This window comes from Solwaraspora sp. WMMB335 (genome assembly GCF_049179075.1).
GTDB lineage: Bacteria > Actinomycetota > Actinomycetes > Mycobacteriales > Micromonosporaceae > Micromonospora_E.
Window position 1 is genome coordinate 6,200,793 of the sequence record NZ_JBMHMF010000001.1, and the last position, 16,589, is coordinate 6,217,381.

13 protein-coding genes are annotated in these 16,589 nt (G+C 71.3%); 9 read left to right on the forward strand and 4 right to left on the reverse strand.

Annotation, left to right across the window (positions count from 1 at the left end; translation table 11 throughout):
- Positions 1-153: 153 nt before the first annotated feature.
- Positions 154-2,706, reverse strand: coding sequence for an aminopeptidase N (gene pepN, locus ACN27F_RS26715; RefSeq protein WP_421438027.1), 2,553 nt, complete (start codon positions 2,704-2,706; stop codon positions 154-156).
- 296 nt (positions 2,707-3,002) lie between these two features.
- Here pepN and ACN27F_RS26720 point away from each other — a divergent pair, with 296 nt between their 5' ends.
- The 4 genes from ACN27F_RS26720 (at position 3,003) to ACN27F_RS26735 (ending at position 5,783) form a co-directional block, all read left to right on the forward strand.
- Positions 3,003-3,629 (forward strand): disulfide bond formation protein DsbA, encoded by a 627-nt coding sequence (locus ACN27F_RS26720; RefSeq protein WP_421438029.1) that lies wholly within the window; start codon positions 3,003-3,005, stop codon positions 3,627-3,629.
- Positions 3,630-3,755: 126 nt separating this feature from the next.
- Positions 3,756-3,977: a hypothetical protein gene (locus ACN27F_RS26725; protein ID WP_421438031.1), complete on the forward strand. Its 222-nt coding sequence runs from the start codon at positions 3,756-3,758 to the stop codon at positions 3,975-3,977.
- A gap of 94 nt (positions 3,978-4,071) precedes the next feature.
- Positions 4,072-5,271 (forward strand): DUF1015 family protein, encoded by a 1,200-nt coding sequence (locus ACN27F_RS26730; protein ID WP_421438033.1) that lies wholly within the window; start codon positions 4,072-4,074, stop codon positions 5,269-5,271.
- Between the two features lie 44 nt (positions 5,272-5,315).
- Entirely contained in the window at positions 5,316-5,783 is a 468-nt protein-coding gene (locus ACN27F_RS26735) for a ribose-5-phosphate isomerase (protein ID WP_421438035.1), read from the forward strand.
- A 28-nt stretch (positions 5,784-5,811) separates the two neighbouring features.
- Here ACN27F_RS26735 and ACN27F_RS26740 read toward each other — a convergent pair whose 3' ends face one another.
- Positions 5,812-6,336, reverse strand: a complete 525-nt coding sequence (locus ACN27F_RS26740) for a hypothetical protein (protein WP_421438037.1) — start codon at positions 6,334-6,336, stop codon at positions 5,812-5,814.
- A 37-nt stretch (positions 6,337-6,373) separates the two neighbouring features.
- Entirely contained in the window at positions 6,374-7,582 is a 1,209-nt protein-coding gene (locus ACN27F_RS26745; RefSeq protein ID WP_421440468.1) for a GNAT family N-acetyltransferase, read from the reverse strand.
- A gap of 251 nt (positions 7,583-7,833) precedes the next feature.
- Between ACN27F_RS26745 and ACN27F_RS26750 the strand changes: the two genes are divergently transcribed.
- The 3 genes from ACN27F_RS26750 (at position 7,834) to ACN27F_RS26760 (ending at position 10,445) form a co-directional block, all read left to right on the forward strand.
- Positions 7,834-8,412: a hypothetical protein gene (locus ACN27F_RS26750; RefSeq protein ID WP_421438039.1), complete on the forward strand. Its 579-nt coding sequence runs from the start codon at positions 7,834-7,836 to the stop codon at positions 8,410-8,412.
- A gap of 126 nt (positions 8,413-8,538) precedes the next feature.
- Positions 8,539-9,474 carry a phosphatase PAP2 family protein gene (locus ACN27F_RS26755; protein WP_421438040.1) on the forward strand — a complete coding sequence of 312 codons (936 nt, stop codon included), beginning with the start codon at positions 8,539-8,541 and terminating at the stop codon, positions 9,472-9,474.
- Between the two features lie 89 nt (positions 9,475-9,563).
- A complete protein-coding gene (locus ACN27F_RS26760) occupies positions 9,564-10,445 on the forward strand; it encodes a hypothetical protein (protein ID WP_421438042.1) in 882 nt (293 codons plus the stop codon).
- A gap of 129 nt (positions 10,446-10,574) precedes the next feature.
- Here ACN27F_RS26760 and metH read toward each other — a convergent pair whose 3' ends face one another.
- Positions 10,575-14,225: a methionine synthase gene (metH, locus tag ACN27F_RS26765; RefSeq protein ID WP_421440469.1), complete on the reverse strand. Its 3,651-nt coding sequence runs from the start codon at positions 14,223-14,225 to the stop codon at positions 10,575-10,577.
- Between the two features lie 300 nt (positions 14,226-14,525).
- Here metH and ACN27F_RS26770 point away from each other — a divergent pair, with 300 nt between their 5' ends.
- The gene (locus ACN27F_RS26770) at positions 14,526-15,056 is read left to right on the forward strand and encodes a hypothetical protein (protein WP_421438043.1); all 531 of its coding nucleotides are present in this window, start codon (positions 14,526-14,528) and stop codon (positions 15,054-15,056) included.
- A gap of 109 nt (positions 15,057-15,165) precedes the next feature.
- Entirely contained in the window at positions 15,166-16,440 is a 1,275-nt protein-coding gene (locus ACN27F_RS26775; protein WP_421438045.1) for an MFS transporter, read from the forward strand.
- The last annotated feature ends 149 nt before the right edge of the window (positions 16,441-16,589 follow it).

Genomic DNA, 16,589 nt, shown 5'->3' on the forward strand with positions numbered 1-16,589 from the left:
CCGATTCCCGATCGGTACACCCGGGGATGCCGAGCGTTCGTAGTCACCCGGCCGCCGGGACGACATCTCGGCGAGCAATCCGGTTCCGCCACTGCGACGCCCTCGGTCCCGGGGACCGAGGGCGTCGTCGCCAGTCAGCGGCAGGTTTTCTGGTCAGCGGGCGGCTGCCGTGTCGACGGCGCGGGCCTTGAGCGCCCGGACCACCCCGTCGCGTCCTTCGGCGACCAGCCGGCGCAGCGGTGCCGGATACCCGTCGCGGGCCAGCCACTCGTCGGTCGCCGTCACCGTCTCCTCGCTGACCTGGTGCAGCGGGTACGCGAGGGTGACGAACTCCTGCGCCGGCTCGCTGTCCCGGGTAGCCCAGATCCGCCCGATCACCTCGAAGTACGCCTCGCGGTACGGGGCGGTCAACGCGACCTGCGTCGAGTGCTGGAACCCCTGCAGCAGGGCCCGGTGCTGCCAGTTCGGCAGCGTCTGCGGCCCGGTCAGCCGGGCCCACACCGCGGCCTTGTTCGCCGGGTCGGGCAGCAGCGCGCGGGCCAGGGCGGCTTCGCGTTCGCCGCTGGCCGTGCGGTCGCCGGCCAGCTCCGCCTCGATCTGGTCGGCGGTCGTCGCTCCGTTCGCCGCCAACGCCTGCAACACGGTCCAGCGCAGCTCGGTGTCGATGGTCAGACCGGGCACCACGTCGTCTCCGGCGAGCCAGCCGCGCAGCACCGCCAGGTCGTCGGCGGACCGGGCCGCCGCGGCATAGCCGCGCGCCCAGGCGAGCTGGAAACCGCTGCCCTGCTCGGCGGTTTGCAGGGCGGTCTTCGCGGTGTGGGACAGGTCGGTCCAGCCCTGTGCCGCCAACTGCGGATCGGCGTAGAACACCAGGGTGTTGAGCGCCTGTCGCAGGGTGGCGGTCACCAGGTTGATGTCCTGCTCGTTGGGCAGCCCGGTGAGCACCAGAGCGAGGTAGTCGCGGGCCGCCAGCTCGCCGTCACGGACCATGTCCCAGGCCGCCGCCCAGCACAGTGCCCGTGCCAGGGACGACTCGAAGCCGTTGATGTGCTGTACCACGTTGGCCATCGTGCCGGGGTCGAGTCGCAGCTTCGTGTAGCTCAGGTCGTCATCGTTGAGCAGTAGCACGTCGGCGGCGGGCAGGCCGGTCAGCTCGGCGATGTCGGTGCGTTCCCCGCTGATGTCGATCTCGACCCGGTGCCGCCGGACCAACGCACCGTCGGTCAGGTCGTACAGTCCGACACCGATGCGGTGGGTACGCAGGGTCGGGTGCCCGGCCGGTGCCTCCTGCCGGACGGTGACCTGCTGGTAGGTGCCGTCCGGGGCGACGGTCAGCTCCGGGCGCAGCGTGTTGACCTGCGCGGTCTCCAGCCACTGGGCGGCGAACTTGCGCAACTCCCGGCCGGATGCGGCCTCCAGCTCGGTCAGCAGGTCGTCGAAGGTGGCGTTGCTCCACGCGTGGCGCTGGAAGTAGGTGCGCAGCCCGGCCAGGAACGGCTCCAGACCGACATAGGCGACCAGTTGCTTGAGCACACTGGCACCTTTGGCGTAGGTGATCCCGTCGAAGTTGACCTCGACCGCTTCCAGGTCCGGCATCTCGCAGTAGACCGGATGCGTGGAGGAGAGCTGGTCCTGCCGGTAACCCCAGTTCTTGCGTACGGACAGGAAGGTGGTCCACGCGTCACTGAACCGGGTCGCCTCGGAGTTGCACCAGTGGCTGGCCCATTCGGCGAACGACTCGTTCAGCCACAGGTCGTTCCACCAACGCATGGTCACCAGGTCGCCGAACCACATGTGGGCCAGTTCGTGCAGCACGGTGTTGGCGCGTTGCTCGTACTCGAAATCGGTGACCTGCGACCGGAACAGGTAGTGGGCCTCGGCGTGGGTGACGGCACCGAAGTTCTCCATCGCGCCGGCGTTGAAGTCCGGTACCCAGATCTGGTCGTACTTCGGCAGCGGGTAGCGCACCCCGAACTGCGCCTGGAAGAAGTCGAAGCCCTGGGTGGTGATCAGGTGCAGGTCGTCGACGTCGAGGTAGTCGGACATGCTGGCCCGGCAGAAGTAGCCCATGTCGATGCCGTCGTGTCCGCGCCGGACCTCGTGGTACGGGCCGGCACAGAGCGCGGTGATGTAGGTGCTCATCCGGGCTGACTCAGCGAAGTGGACGGTCTTGGTGTCGTCGCCGTCCGGCTGCTCGGTGGCGACCGGCATGTTCGAGATGACGCGCCAGTGTGCGGGCACCTTGGCGTGCCAGGTATAGACGCTCTTGAGGTCCGGCTGGTCGAAGCAGGCGAAGACCCGTTGCGCGTCGGCGGTCTCGAACTGGCTGTACAGATAGACCTCGCCATCGACCGGGTCGACGCTGCGGTGCAGGCCCTGGCCACTCGCCGAGTAGTGGAAGTCCGCCGCGACGACCAGGGTGTTCTCCTCGGCCAGGTCCGGCAGGGTGAGGCCGGTTTCCGCCGACCAACCGGCCGGGTCCAGGGATCGCCCGTTGAGCGTGGCCGACTGCAGGCGGCCCGCCGCCACCTCGATGAACGTGGTCGCACCGGGCTCGGTGCAGCGGAATGTGACCTTCGTGGTGGAACGGAACACCCGGTTGTCTGTGGCGCTGCCGGCGGCGGACAGGTCCAAGTGGATGTCATACCCGGTCACGTCGAGCAGGCGGGCACGTTCAGCCGCTTCGACCTGGGTCAGATTGCGCACTCCAGCCACCGTGTGCCTCCGTCCGAATCGTTCTGCCGTCGGCGCCGACGGCACCGGAACCAGCTGGGAATGGCCCCGTGTGGCCAGTCTTTCACGTCACGCGTTCTTGGCGAGGCCGGCCCACATCCTGGACGCTGGTCGGGTGACTCTCGGTTGGTCGAGGTGAGTCGGGATCCGGAGCCGATTCCACCAGTGCCGAGCGAAGATCCGCAGGTTCCAGGCACGATCCGCAGGTTCCAGGCACGATCCGTGCGGTCGAGGGAAGTCCGCAGGGTTCGACACAAGTAAGGAGTCCGATGTCCGACCGACAGCGCGTCGACATGTGGTTTGACCCAATTTGCCCATGGGCATGGATCACCTCCCGCTGGCTGCTGGAGGTGGAGAAGGTACGGCCGATCGACGTCCGGTTCCGGGTGATGAGCCTCGCGGTGCTCAACGAGGGTCGTGACCTGCCCGAGCAGTACCGGGCCATGATGGAGCAGGCCTGGGGTCCGGTGCGGCTCTGCGTGGCCGTACAGGAGCAGCACGGCCCGGACGCGGTACGTGCGCTCTACACCGCGCTCGGCACCCGGATCCATCCGGGTAAGCAGGACCTGGGGGCGGAGCTGGTCGACGCGGCGTTGGCCGAGGCCGGACTGGATCCGGGCCTGGCCGAGACGGCGAGCGACCCGCGGTGGGACGCCCCGCTGCGGGCCAGCCACGCAGCGGGCATGGCACCGGTCGGGATGGACGTCGGCACGCCGGTGATCCACGCGCCGGCCACCGACGGCACCGGCCCGGTCGCCTTCTTCGGCCCGGTGGTGACGCCGGCGCCCCGGGGCGAGACCGCCGGCCGGCTCTGGGACGGCGTCCTGCTGGTCGCCGGGACCCCGGGATTCTACGAGATCAAGCGCTCACGCGAGGAGGATCCCAGCTTCGACTGACGGTTCGGTTCCCATCGGCGTGTCGTCGCCGGTGCCACGTGACCCGACTCCGGACGCGTCGTTGCCCAGGATGTTCACCGCACCGGCCCGGCTGCGCCGGGCCGCACCGACACTTCGGAGGTCAACATGCTGGTCGACATCGACTCCGACTACTGGGACCTGCCCGTGCTGCGCGAGGCGATCGCGGCCCGGGTCTGGGGCGCGGCGAGCGAGGGCAACCTGTACCGGCTCGAACCGTTGATCAGGGACCTGGAGACCACCGAAGCCGATGCCGGGACGCCTGTTACCGCAGTGCCGGCACCCCGGACCGGTGTCGGGCGGCACCGCCGCCCGACACCGGTCGGATGAGGCCGTACGGCCCGGTCGCCGGGCCAGCGCCCATCCGGTGGACACCCCGGGTGTATCGGTCGTCACAGCAGGTCCCGTCGGTAGCGTCCGCGTCATGACGGTCGTACACCCGATTTCCCGCGCCTGGATCACCACCGGTGACACCGGCGCGCAGAACTACGACGAGTTCGCCAGCGACGCCGAGATCACCACGATCATCGAAGCGAATCCACGCAGCGCCCTTGCCGTGGAGATGCCGCACCGGGCACCGGAAGGTCTGGGACAGTCCTTCCTCGACTGCCTGCCGGCCGCCGCCCGGCGCCTCGCCGAGGCTCGGGCCGACGGCAGCTACACCCCTGCGGAGCAGGTGACCGTGCTCTACCGGATCACCGAGCCGGCCAGCGACGCCGCGGCGTACGGCGTGTTCGTGATGGTCGACACCGACCAGATATCCACCAACGTCGACGAGCCGGGTCTGGTCATCCGTAACGAGGACGTGTTCATCGCCAAGGTCCGGGAACGGGTCGCTCTCGCCGAGGCGGTCGGTCACCTGCTCTCACCGGTCCTGCTGTTGCAGACCGGGCGCGGCGACGAACTGCACGCCACGCTGGCCAAGGCCTGCGACGCCGCCGGGGCGCCGGCGGCGACCGACCTCGACCAGGCCGGTCGCACCCACGCGATCTGGCCGGTCGGTCCCGGGCCGCTGCAGGACGAACTGTGTGCACTGGCCGGCGGCGGCGAACTGGTCGTCGCTGACGGCAACCACCGCAGTCTGGCCGCACAACTCGGCGGGCTGCCCCGGTTCCTGGCCGTGGTCACCACGCCGGAATCGGTCGCGATCCAGCCGTACAACCGGCTGGTCGGCGAGTTGCCGCTGGCGCCGGAGGAGGTACCGGCCGGCTTGCGCGAGGCCGGGGCGCAGATCGAGCCGCTGGACGGCGAGCCAGCGGTGCCGGCGGCCGGCGGGACCGTACATCTCTACCTCGCCGGGCGTGGCTACGCCGTCAGCCTGCCGCGCGGGCCGGGCGAACCGGTGGACAACCTCGACCACGCCCTGGTGGAACAGGTGCTGCTGCGCGGTGTGCTCGGCCTCGACCCGGGGGACAAGCGGATCACGTACGTCGGCGGGGACTACCCGGCCGGCTGGCTCACCGCCGAGGTGGACGCCGGGCGGGCCGAACTGGCCGTGCTGATCGCGCCGGTCACCGTCGACGACTTCGTCGCGGTCAACCTGGCCCGGCAGAAGCTGCCCCGCAAGAGCACCTGGTTCACTCCGAAGGCCCGGGGCGGTCTGGTGCTGGCCGAAATCAGCTGACCCGGGTGTGCCGGCGGCCCGACGTCGCTGACACACTTCCGGGTATGCGCGTCTACCTGGCAGCCGATCACGCCGGCTACGAGCTGAAGGTGCACCTGGCCAACCACCTTGCCAAGCAGGGGTACGAGGTGAGTGACGTCGGCCCGCACGAGTTCGATCCGGACGACGACTACCCGGCGTTCTGTCTGCACGCGGGCGCCCGGGTGGTCGCCGATCCGGGCAGCCTCGGCGTGGTGATCGGTGGGTCGGGCAACGGCGAGCAGATCGCGGCGAACAAGGTTCCGGGGGTACGGGCCGCGCTGGCGTGGAACGTGGAAACGGCGCAACTGGCACGGACTCACAACGACGCGAACATCATCGCGATCGGCGCCCGCCAGCACACGCTCGATGAGGCGACCACCTTGGTGGAGGCGTTTCTGGCCACCGGGTTCTCCGGCAACGAGCGGCATGCCCGCCGTATCACCCAGGTCGGCGCGTACGAGACGGACCGGCAGCTGCCGCCGTTGCCGTAGACTGCCCCTGCGGGCTCACCGTGCGGACTCAGCGGTCCCGGCGCGGAAGCTCGTCGCGGGGCACCCAGTGCCGGCGCACGATCGTCAGGGACTCCTCAGCCGCGGTGAGGTCGGCCGCGCGGGGTCGCGACGCGTCCCGGGCACGCAGCGCGGTGGTGGTGCTGACCTGTGATGTCCCTGAGCCCACCAGCCCACGTAAGCCACGATCGGTGTCCCGATCGTCAGCGGCGGTCGTTGGGCCGGAGCGCCCGAGCGTCTGCCGTCGGGGCCGATGAATCGAAGCCGGGTCGCCGGGGCGCGCCGCACCGACCCGCCGCTCCGACGCCGTCGTGACCGACTGGTCCGACGCAGCCGTGACCGACTGGTCCGGTTCCGGGTCGTGCACCGGCGGCGTGGCCGCCGTCGCCCCGACCTCGGTGCTGCCGGGTTCGGCCACGTCCGGCGGTGTGCTGTCCGCCGGCGGCCGTGGGTCCGCCGGCGGCCGTGAATCCGCCGACGTACCGGCCGAAGGGCTGTGCCGGTGCCGGCGCCGTCGGCGCTCCGTCTCCGCCATACACCCGACCGTACCGCGACCGACCGGAGCGCTCCGCTCAGAACACCTCGATCCCGACCGGGGCGAGGTCCCAGCCGAAAGCACCGGTCGCCTCGGCCAGCGCGCCGTGGCGCAGTTGCCGCACCCGGCCGGCGGTGGCCAGCCCGGTCATCGTGGATCCGCCCAGGTAGACGGCGCCCAGATCACGTACGTCGCAGGCGAGATCCGCCGGAGCGGTGGTACGGACACAACGGGACCGCTCCCGATCGCCGGTGACGTGCCAGCGGCCGGCATTTTCCGGCAGCAGCGCATCCGTGACGTCGATCACCAGATCCACCGCAACGGCGTACCGACGGGCGGCGAGCGCCGTCCCGACGTCGACGAGCCGTACCCACAGGCCGTCGACGAGCGTCGCGCCGAGCTGGCGCGGATCGTCGACCAGGTGCAGGAGCGGCTCGTCGACCGACGCGTGTCGGAAGCTGGCCGAGCGGCTCAGGTCGATACTGGTCAGGAAGTGCCACAGGGCCGTATAGGCGGTGGGGTCGGACGTGACCACCTCCTGGATGTTCACCCGGGCTCTCGGGCCGCGGACGTCCCAGTCACTGGCCGAGCGCCACACGGCGTACCCGTCGACGCCGTCCGGCCCGGTGTGCAGCACCACCCTGAGCGGAGTCTGACCGCTGCGGCGGGCGGGCGTGTCGGCGAGCAGCGCCCGCCACCAGCGGTCGTCCCGGCTGGACCAGCCCGTCCGAGTGGCGCTGACCCGCTCGTACAGGGCGGCCATGTCGGCCTGCGCGGTCGCTGGTTCGTGGCTGGACAGCCGGCCCGGCGAAGCCGCCCTCGGTAGCCGTACCTCGCGCACGCCTATGTCGAGGTCCAGCCGCGCGGCGGCCAGCCCGTAGCCGAATCGCGGATAGATGCGCGGCTCGCTCGCCCACAGCACCGCGATCGGTTCCCGGCCGTGGTCACGTATGTCGCGCAGTTGCCGGCGCATCATCCGGGTGAGCAACCCGCGTCGGCGGTGGGTCTGTGCCACGGCTACCAGCGTCACGTGCGCGGCCGGCAGCCGGTTGCCGGGCACCGTGAGGTCGCGGGTGTACCCGCCGGCGTGCGCGACGATCTGGTCGCCGTCGTCGACGACGAGGGACCGCTCCGGCTCGAAGACGTCCCGTTCGAACTCGCGGTAGTCCGGATCGCCGTCGTTGTGGAAGGCGGACTGCAACAGGTCGAGCACGGCGTCGAAATCCTGCGGTACGCCGACCCGCATCGGCAGCGGATGATCGGTCACCCGCCCTGTCTAGCCGATCGCCGGCCGGCTGGCGACCGCTTTGTCGCGGCGTCGGCCGCTTCACCGGGCGCCGGGCCGCTTCACCGGGCGCCGGGCCGCTTCACCGGGCGCCGGGCCGCTTCGTCGTGGCACCGACCGGTCGTCCGTTCGTCGACATGAGCGGTCTCGCTACCCTCGAAGCGAGGGCCGCGACGGCACCGGGGATCGGCCCGGCAGCGTGGGAGGCAGGCATGGCAGATCGAGACACACCGTGGGCCGAGCGTACGGTCGAAGTGCCGCCGCAGCGGACGGCCGACGGCGACGTCGCGGGCGTTTTCCAGCGCGGCGTGGCACAGGTCGGCCAGGCCCCGGCGACGGCCCCGACCGAGCCGTTCACCGCCCCGCACGAGCCCACCGGGACCGGGTGGCCGTCCGAAGCGGCCCACCCCGGTTGGTCCGACGGACCGCCGGCCGCCGCTCGCCAGCCGTTGGGATACCACCTGGCCCAGTTGCGCCGCGGCGGTGAGTGGAGTCTGCTCGGTGGGCTGTTCGCCTTCGTCTGTTGGGGGATCTGGGCGATCTCCGCCCGGGGCAACCTGGGCAGCCCGGTGCTCACCTTCGTGCTGACCATGCTGGTCGGGGTGGGTCTGTTCGCGCTGTGCCGGGTCGCCGGCCGGGTCGTGTTGGAGCGCCAACTCGGTCGGGTACGCCGTGGTGCCCGGGTGGCGCACCTGGTCACCGGCGCCTATCTGATCGTGGTCGGGTTCGCCTACCTGCGACAGACCGAGTGGGTGGTCGGCGCCTGGAACTGGTTGGCCGGCTGGTTCTGATCCGGCGATCTGGTTCTGATCCGGCGCCTCGGCGGTGCCGTCGCCCTGCCGACCACGAACCGGCCTGGCCGCCTGCGGTGGACCGACTTCCAGCGGCCACTGAGCGGCGGGCGATACCGTGGCCGCATGCGGGGTCGCGGTTCGATCTTCCTGGTGGTCTGGTACTTCGTCCTGGCCGCCGGGCAGACGCTTGCCTTCGCCGCGGTCTGGTGGTTCTTCGTACGCACCGCGCGTGGACAGGCACTGGACACGATCGCGCTGACCGGCAACTCGATCGGGCGCGACGAGGCGTACGGCCCGGCGAGCACCGTGCTCGGGGTCGTGTCGGTGGCGTCGTTGGCCCTGGCGACGCTGGCGATCGGGTTCATCGCGCTGATCCGGGGCCGGGTGCTGCTCGCCGTGGTGGCCACCGTGCTGATCGCCGGAGCCAACATCACCACGCAACTGTTCAAGTACGGCACCTACCGGCCCGACCTGGGCGTCGACCCGGTCGACGCGTACACCACCAACAGCCTGCCCAGCGGGCACGCCACGGTGGCGGCCTCGGTGGCGGTGGCCCTGGTGCTGGTGCTTCCGGCGGCGTTGCGCGGCATCGGTGCGCTGATCGGTGCGGGGTACGCCGCCGCCGCCGGGGTGGCCACGCTGTCCGCGAACTGGCACCGGCCGAGCGACGCGGTGGCGGCGATGCTGGTGGTGGGGGCCTGGTCGGCAGCCGGCATGCTGGTCCTGGCGTTGGCCCGCACCGCCGGCGACGAGGTACGGGCACAGGACAGCCACCGAAGCGTGGTGACGTTGCTGGCCACCGCGGGCGTCGCGCTGCTGGCGGCGGCGGCCGTGGCGATGGTGCTGACCGAGGACGTTCTCTGGACGGTGCCGTTGGAGGAGTTGAGCCGCCGACGGCTGTTCGTGGCGTACGCGGGCAGTGCCGCCGGCATCGCCGCCAGCGCGGCGTTGCTGATGGTGCCGGTGCTGGCGACCGCCCATCGCGCGGTGCCCGCCCACCGGCCGCCGACCCCACATCCCACGCCGGACCGGACGACTGGGGCTTATTGCGGCAACTGACGCTTTTGTTCTTTTTGTCGCGCCGGCAATCGCCGATGTCGTCCGATGCGGCCGGGAACCACCCGGCATCGAGCCGCGTCTCAGCAACCATGACGACTTTTCGAGGCGTACGGGTGGCGGCCACCGCCGCCTCCCTGCTGCTCCTAGCGACCGCGTGCGCACAGAACGCCGGCACCGACTCCACCGAGGACAACGCCGCCGGCGGCTCCTCGCTTTCCCCGGACGCACTCGTGCTGCGGGTGGACCACACCGGCGGCTTCTCCACCCCCGCGATGCTCGCGACCAGGCTGCCGGTGATCAGTGTGTACGCCGACGGGCGGGTGATCACCCAGGGCCCGACGATCCTGGTCTATCCCGGACCGGCGATGCCGAACCTGCAGGTCCAGACGATCAGCGCCGACCAGGTCGACGAACTGGTCAAGCAGGCGATCGAGGCGGGGGTCGGCACCGAACAGGACCTGGGTACCCCGCCGGTCGCCGACGCCACGTCGACCCGGTTCACCGTGCAGACCGACGAGGGCATCCAGCAGCTGGAGGTCTACGCCCTCGGCGATTTCGGCGGCAGCGAGTCCGGGCTGACCGAGGAACAGGTCGCGGCCCGGGAAAAGCTGCAGTCCTTCGCGGAGTCCCTCACCGACCTGTCGAGCGCCGTCGGCACCTCGCCCGAGGACTCCGAGCCCTACGTGGCCGACGCGATCGCCGCCGTGGCCGAGCCCTGGGTCGGCAACGACGAGGTGGACGAGAGCCAGCCGGAGGTGGCCTGGCCCGGTCCGCAGCTGCCCGGCGAGTCGCTGTCGGAGACCATCGAGCTCGGCTGTGTGGCGGTGACCGGCGCCGAACTGGACGAGCTGCGGGAGGTGGCCGTGGACGCGACCACCGCGACTCCGTGGATCTCGGACGGTAAGCGCTGGACCGTCGTCCTGCGCCCGCTGCTGCCCGACGAGACCGGCTGCGCCGACCTGGTCGAGTGACCCGAGTCGCCGGGAACCTGGTCGAGTGACCCACCCGCCGGGCGGAGCCGCCCCTCCCCGGACCCGCCTGGCCCGACCGGCCGGGGTGCGCGCTGGTGCCGCGTACCCCGGCCGTGGTCGTGGCGTCGATCAGTCCGGTTCGTAGCCGAGGTTCGGGCGCAGCCAGCGCTCCACCTCCGCCAGCGGCAGTCCGCGCCGGGTCGCGTAGTCCTCGGCCTGGTCCCGCCCGATTCGCCCCACCGTGAAATACCGGGCGGCCGGATGGGCGAAGAGCAGCCCGCTGACGCTGGCCGCCGGGGTCATCGCGCCGGACTCGGTCAGGCCGAGACCGGCCCGTGCCGCGTCGAGCAGGTCGAACAGGTGCCACTTCTCGCTGTGGTCGGGGCTGGCGGGGTAGCCCAGCGCCGGTCGGATTCCGCGGAACCGCTCGGCGTGCAGGTCCGCCACCGACGGGTCGGCGTCCGGCTCGTACCACTCCCGCCGGGCCCGCAGGTGCAGGTGCTCGGCGAACGCCTCGGCCAGCCGGTCGGCAAGGGCCTTGACCATGATGGCCCGGTAGTCGTCCTGGGCGGCCTCGAAGGTGCCCGCCAGTTCGTCGGCGCCATGGATGGCGACCGCGAAGCCGCCGAGATGATCCCCGTCGGGCGCCACGTAGTCGGCGAGGCAGCGGTTGGGTCGCCCGGCCGGCTTGGTGGTCTGCTGGCGCAGCATCGGCAGCCGGACCGGCCGGCCGGTGTCGGCGGTGACGACCAGATCGTCGCCCTCGGCGTGCGCCGGCCAGAACCCGTACCCGCCGTGTGCCCGCAGCGAGCCGTCGGCGATGATCCGGTCGAGCAGCGCGTTGGCGTCGTCGAACAGCTCCCGGGCCACCGGTTGATCCAGGATCGCCGGGTACTTGCCCTTGAGCTCCCAGGCGAGGAACAGGAACTGCCAGTCGATCATCGGCCGGAGTTCGTCCAGGCTCGGCCGTACGTAGCGGACCCCGGTGAACGCCGGCACCGGCAGTTCGTCGAAGGACACCACCTCGCGGTTGCTCCGGGCCTGGGCCAGGCTCAGCAACGGCTGGCTGCGGTTGGTGTGCTGCTCACGCAGTCGGTCCTGCGCGGCCCGGTTGCCGGCGACGAACTGCTCCACCCGATCGGCGCTGAGCAGGTCCGAGACGACTCCGACCACCCGGGACGCGTCGAGTACGTGCACCGTGCTGCCCTCGTACGCGGGTGCGATCCGTACCGCGGTGTGCTGCCGTGACGTGGTCGCCCCGCCGATCAGCAGCGGTAGCTTCAACCCGCGCCGCTGCATCTCGGCGGCGACCGCGACCATCTCGTCCAGCGACGGGGTGATCAGTCCGGAGAGCCCGACCGCGTCGGCGTGTTCGGCCACCGCGGTGTCCAGGATCACCGGAGCGGGCACCATCACGCCGAGGTCGATCACCCGGTAGTTGTTGCAGCCGAGAACCACCCCGACGATGTTCTTGCCGATGTCGTGCACGTCGCCCTTGACGGTCGCCAGGACCACGGTGCCCGGACCGCGTTCGCCGAGGTCGGTGCCGGCCGCCTGCGGATCGTCGGCCGCCCGCTGCCGGGCCTGATCCTTCTCCGCCTCCAGGTACGGCTCCAGGTAGGCGACCGACCGCTTCATCACCCGGGCACTCTTGACCACCTGCGGCAGGAACATCTTGCCGGCGCCGAACAGGTCGCCGACCACCTTCATGCCGTCCATCAACGGCCCCTCGATCACGTCGAGCGGCCGGGCCGCCTGTTGCCGGGCCTCCTCGGTGTCCTCCTCGATGAAGTCGACGATGCCGTGCACCAGCGCGTGCGACAGCCGGTCGGCCACCGGCGCGTCGCGCCAGGACAGATCGACGGCCCGCCGGGTGCCCGAGCCGGCGACCGTGGCGGCGAAGCTCACCAGCCGGTCGGTGGCCTCCGGCCGGCGGTCGAACAGCACGTCCTCGACCAGCTCCAGCAGATCCGCGGGAATGTCCTGGTATACGGCGAGTTGGCCGGCGTTGACGATGCCCATGTCCAGCCCGGCCCGTACGGCGTGGAGCAGGAACGCCGAGTGCATCGCCTCGCGTACCACGTCGTTGCCACGGAACGAGAACGACAGGTTGGAGATACCACCGCTGGTGCGGGCACCCGGGCAGCGCTGTTTGATCAGCGGCAGCGCGTCGATGAACGCCTTGGCGTACCCGTTGTGCTCGGTGATGCCGGTGGCCACGGCCAGCACGTTCGGGTCGAAGATGATATCGGTGGGTTCGAATCCGACGCGTCCGGTGAGCAGGTCGTACGCCCGGGCACAGATCTGGACCTTGCGTTCGGTGGTGTCCGCCTGCCCCCGCTCGTCGAAGGCCATCACCACCACGCCGGCGCCGTACTCGCGGATCCGGCGGGCCTGGTCGAGGAAGGCCTCCTCGCCCTCCTTGAGACTGATCGAGTTGACCACGGCCTTGCCCTGCACGCACTTGAGGCCGGCTTCGAGCACACTCCACCGGGAGCTGTCGATCATGATGGGAATGCGGGCCACCTCGGGCTCGGTGGCGATCAGGTTCAGGAAGGTGACCATCGCCTGCTCGCTGTCGAGCAAATCGGCGTCCATGTTGACGTCGAGCAGGTTGGCCCCACCGCGCACCTGTTCCAGCGCCACGTCCACGGCCGCCTGGTGGTCGTCGGCCTCGATCAGCCGGCGGAACCGCGCCGAGCCGGTCACGTTGGTGCGCTCGCCGATCATCACGAACCCGGTGTCCGGGCCGATCTCGAACGGCTCCAGCCCGCTGAACCGGGTCGCCGGCGCGTGCCGTGGCACCGGGCGCGGCGCGGCGGCCCCGACCGTCCCGGCGATGGCCGCGATGTGCGCCGGGGTGGTGCCGCAGCAGCCACCCACCACGTTGACCATGCCGGTGGCGACGAACTCGCCGAGGGTGGCGGCCGTTTCGGCGGGAGCCTGGTCGTAGCCGCCGAACGCGTTCGGCAGCCCGGCGTTGGGGTGGCACGCGGTGTACGTGCCGGCCAGCCGGGCGAGTTCGGCGACGTGCGGACGCATCTCGGCCGCGCCGAGCGAGCAGTTGACCCCGACGACCAGCGGTCGGGCATGCTCGATCGAGCGCCAGAACGCCTCCACGGTCTGACCGGACAGTGTCCGTCCGGACAGGTCGACGATGGTGACCGAGATCCACAGCGGCAGGTGGGGCGCGACCTCGCGGGCCGCCGCGATCGCCGCCTTCGCGTTCAGCGTGTCGAAGATCGTCTCGATGAGCAGCAGGTCGACACCGCCCTCGGCGAGTGCGGCGATCTGTTGCGCGTACGTCGCCCGCACCTGGTCGAAGGTGACTGCCCGGTACGCCGGATCCGCGACCTTCGGCGACAGCGACAGGGTGACGTTGAGCGGCCCGACCGAGCCGGCCACGAACCGGCCGCCCAACTCGTCGGCGGCCTGCCGGGCCAGCTGCGCGCCCCGTACGTTCATCTCCTCGACGTGCGCCTCCAGCCCGTAGTCGGCCTGGGCGATGCTGGTCGCGGTGAAGGTGTTGGTGGTGGTGATGTCCGCGCCGGCGGCCAGATACTGCCGGTGTACGTCGAGAATCACGTCCGGCCGGGTCAGGTTGAGCAGATCCGGGTCGCCGGCGACGTCCTTGGGATGATCGCGGAACCGCTCGCTGCGGTAGTCCACGGCGGTGAGGCCGGCCCCCTGCAGCATGGTGCCCCAGGCCCCGTCGAGTACCAGAACCCGCTGGTCGAGCAGCTCCCGCAGGGCCTGTTCGCTGTCGCTGGTGCGTGACAAACCAGTCACCTGACCACCTCCGTATCGCTCGGAGGCGCCCTTGTCTGGTCACGCCCGGCGACGAGCGGTGATCGCGGTCGAGCGTGGCGGGCACCCAGCGGCCCGTTGCAGCGCCTCTCGACCTCCGCGTCGATTCTAGCCGGCGACCGCCCGACCTGGTCGGTTCCGCCGCCGGCCGGCCGGGCCGGACACATCCGACCCAGGCTGCTGTGCCGTTCGCACACCTGTCCGGTAGCTTCGTTGACCGGCTCCGCCGCCGGTCGGCGGCGGCCAGCAACAAGTGACGGGAGATACCACGACATGGGCAGGAAGACGGTGTACGTCTCCGACTTCAGCGGTGCCGTCCTGGATTCGGGCGACGAGGTGGTTCAGGTGGTCGTACTGGAACACCCCGACCTGGTCGCCGGCCCGGTCCGGCTGGAGGCGCGGCCGGCGGAGGTGGAGAGCATCGACGACGCGGCCCTCGACGTAGCGATGGTCGAGATCCACGACGGGCAGGGCGACGGTGAGCCACGACGGGTGGTGCTGACCGCCAGCGAGTTCGACGCGCTCGCCACCGACCTACCAATGGCCCAACTGCTGCGCACCGCCGAACGGGTCAAACCGGCCAAGGCCATCCGTCGCTCGGGTGAGCGGGTCGATTACACCACGCTCGAGCACGCCGGTAAGCCTCACCGTGGCAAGATCACCGAGGAAGAGGCACGGCTGGTCCGGGAGCATCTCGACGAGATCAACAAGCGGCTCGCCGACGAGGGCCTGCGGCAGATCGACCCTGCCAGCCCCGACCACGCCGACCGCTACGGCTTCGACACCTCTGCTGAGCTGCCCTGATTGTCGGTGTGCCACGGCACACTCCGGGGTGTGCGGGCTGGCCCGTGCCGCCTGGGGTCAGGAGGTCACCGTCGCCAGCGGTTGACCTGGGCGGGGGAGGATGCCGGGTGTGCCTCGCCTCTTGATCGACTTGAGCCCGCTGCGGGCCAGCGCCCCGTACCGCCGGATGTGGGCCGGCCAGTCACTGTCCGGCATCGGCACCGGCTTGACCACGGTCGCCGTCGGCCTACAGGTCTACGCGATCACCGGTTCGACGTTCAACGTCGGCCTGGTCGGCCTGTTCGCGTTGGTGCCGCTGGTGGCGCTCGGGCTCTACGGCGGCGCGGTCGTCGATGCGTACGATCGGCGGCGGGTGGTGGTCGCCACCTCGACCGGGCTGCTCGCGGTGGCGGTGGCGTTCACCGTGCAGGCCTGGCTCGGGGTCGGTAGCGTCGCCCTGCTCTACGGCCTCGTCGCGGTGCAGAACGGGCTGTTCGCGGTGAACGACCCGGCCCGGACCTCGATCGTGCCCCGGCTGCTGCCGATCCGGTTGCTGCCGGCGGCCAACGCACTCACCGGACTGTCGATGGGGCTCGCCTACACCGTCGGCCCGTTGCTCGCCGGGATCCTGGTCGACCGGCGGGGCTTCGCCGCCACGTACGCGGTGGAAGTGGGTCTGCTGGCGGTCGCGCTGGCCACCCTCGTCGCGTTGCCACCGGTGCCCCCGGCGGGCAGCGTCCGGCGGGCCGGGTTCGCCTCGGTCTGGGAAGGCCTGCGCTTTCTCGGTACCCGGCCCAACGTACGGATGACCTTCCTGGTCGATCTGGCCGCGATGGTGCTGGCCATGCCACGGGTGCTGTTCCCGGCGATCGGGGCGACGGCGCTGGGCGGCGGGGCCCGCACCGTCGGGCTGCTCTCCGCCGGCATCGCGTTCGGCATGACCACCGCGAACCTGCTGTCCGGCCCGCTGGGCCGGATACGCCGGCAAGGGCTGGCGGTGCTGGTGGCGGTGGCCGGCTGGGGCACGGCGATCGTGGTGTTCGGGTCGGTCGTCGCGGCGTCGCCCGGGCCAGCGCCCGGCGGTGGCGCACGCCCGCTGCTCTGGACGGCGGTGGCGGTACTGGTGGCCGCGGGCGCGGCGGACGCGGTCAGCTCGGTGTTCCGGACGACGATCCTGCAGGCGGCCACCCCCGACGGGCTGCGCGGCCGGTTGCAGGGTGTCTTCATCGTGGTGGTCGCTGGCGGCCCGCACCTCGGGCAGTTGCTGCTCGGGGCCGCCGCGCAGGTGACCGGGGAGGCGGTGGCGGCGATCTGCGGCGGCCTGGCCTGCCTGGCTCTGGTCGCGGGGTTGGCCCGCTACCAGCCGGGTTTTGCCCGCTACGACGCCCGTGACCCCACCCCGTGACCCCACCCCGTGACCATTGCGCGAACGGACTCGATCCGGGCGACCGGTGCGGTGGCGGCGGGCGTCGGGGCGGCCGGAGCGCAGCGGTTCGGCACAATGGGAGCGCACCGGCCGGGCACCCCCCCGCACCGGGATCCACGTCGAAGGAG

Excerpts from the sequence above, each read along its gene's own strand:
- ACN27F_RS26720 (WP_421438029.1), top strand. The coding sequence starts at position 3,003 with ATGTCCGACCGACAGCGCGTCGACATGTGGTTTGACCCAATTTGCCCA.
- ACN27F_RS26760 (WP_421438042.1), top strand. The coding sequence starts at position 9,564 with ATGACGACTTTTCGAGGCGTACGGGTGGCGGCCACCGCCGCCTCCCTG.
- ACN27F_RS26740 (WP_421438037.1), bottom strand. The coding sequence starts at position 6,336 with ATGGCGGAGACGGAGCGCCGACGGCGCCGGCACCGGCACAGCCCTTCG.
- ACN27F_RS26750 (WP_421438039.1), top strand. The coding sequence starts at position 7,834 with ATGGCAGATCGAGACACACCGTGGGCCGAGCGTACGGTCGAAGTGCCG.
- ACN27F_RS26755 (WP_421438040.1), top strand. The coding sequence starts at position 8,539 with ATGCGGGGTCGCGGTTCGATCTTCCTGGTGGTCTGGTACTTCGTCCTG.
- ACN27F_RS26730 (WP_421438033.1), top strand. The coding sequence starts at position 4,072 with ATGACGGTCGTACACCCGATTTCCCGCGCCTGGATCACCACCGGTGAC.
- ACN27F_RS26745 (WP_421440468.1), bottom strand. The coding sequence starts at position 7,582 with ATGCGGGTCGGCGTACCGCAGGATTTCGACGCCGTGCTCGACCTGTTG.
- ACN27F_RS26735 (WP_421438035.1), top strand. The coding sequence starts at position 5,316 with ATGCGCGTCTACCTGGCAGCCGATCACGCCGGCTACGAGCTGAAGGTG.
- ACN27F_RS26770 (WP_421438043.1), top strand. The coding sequence starts at position 14,526 with ATGGGCAGGAAGACGGTGTACGTCTCCGACTTCAGCGGTGCCGTCCTG.
- ACN27F_RS26725 (WP_421438031.1), top strand. The coding sequence starts at position 3,756 with ATGCTGGTCGACATCGACTCCGACTACTGGGACCTGCCCGTGCTGCGC.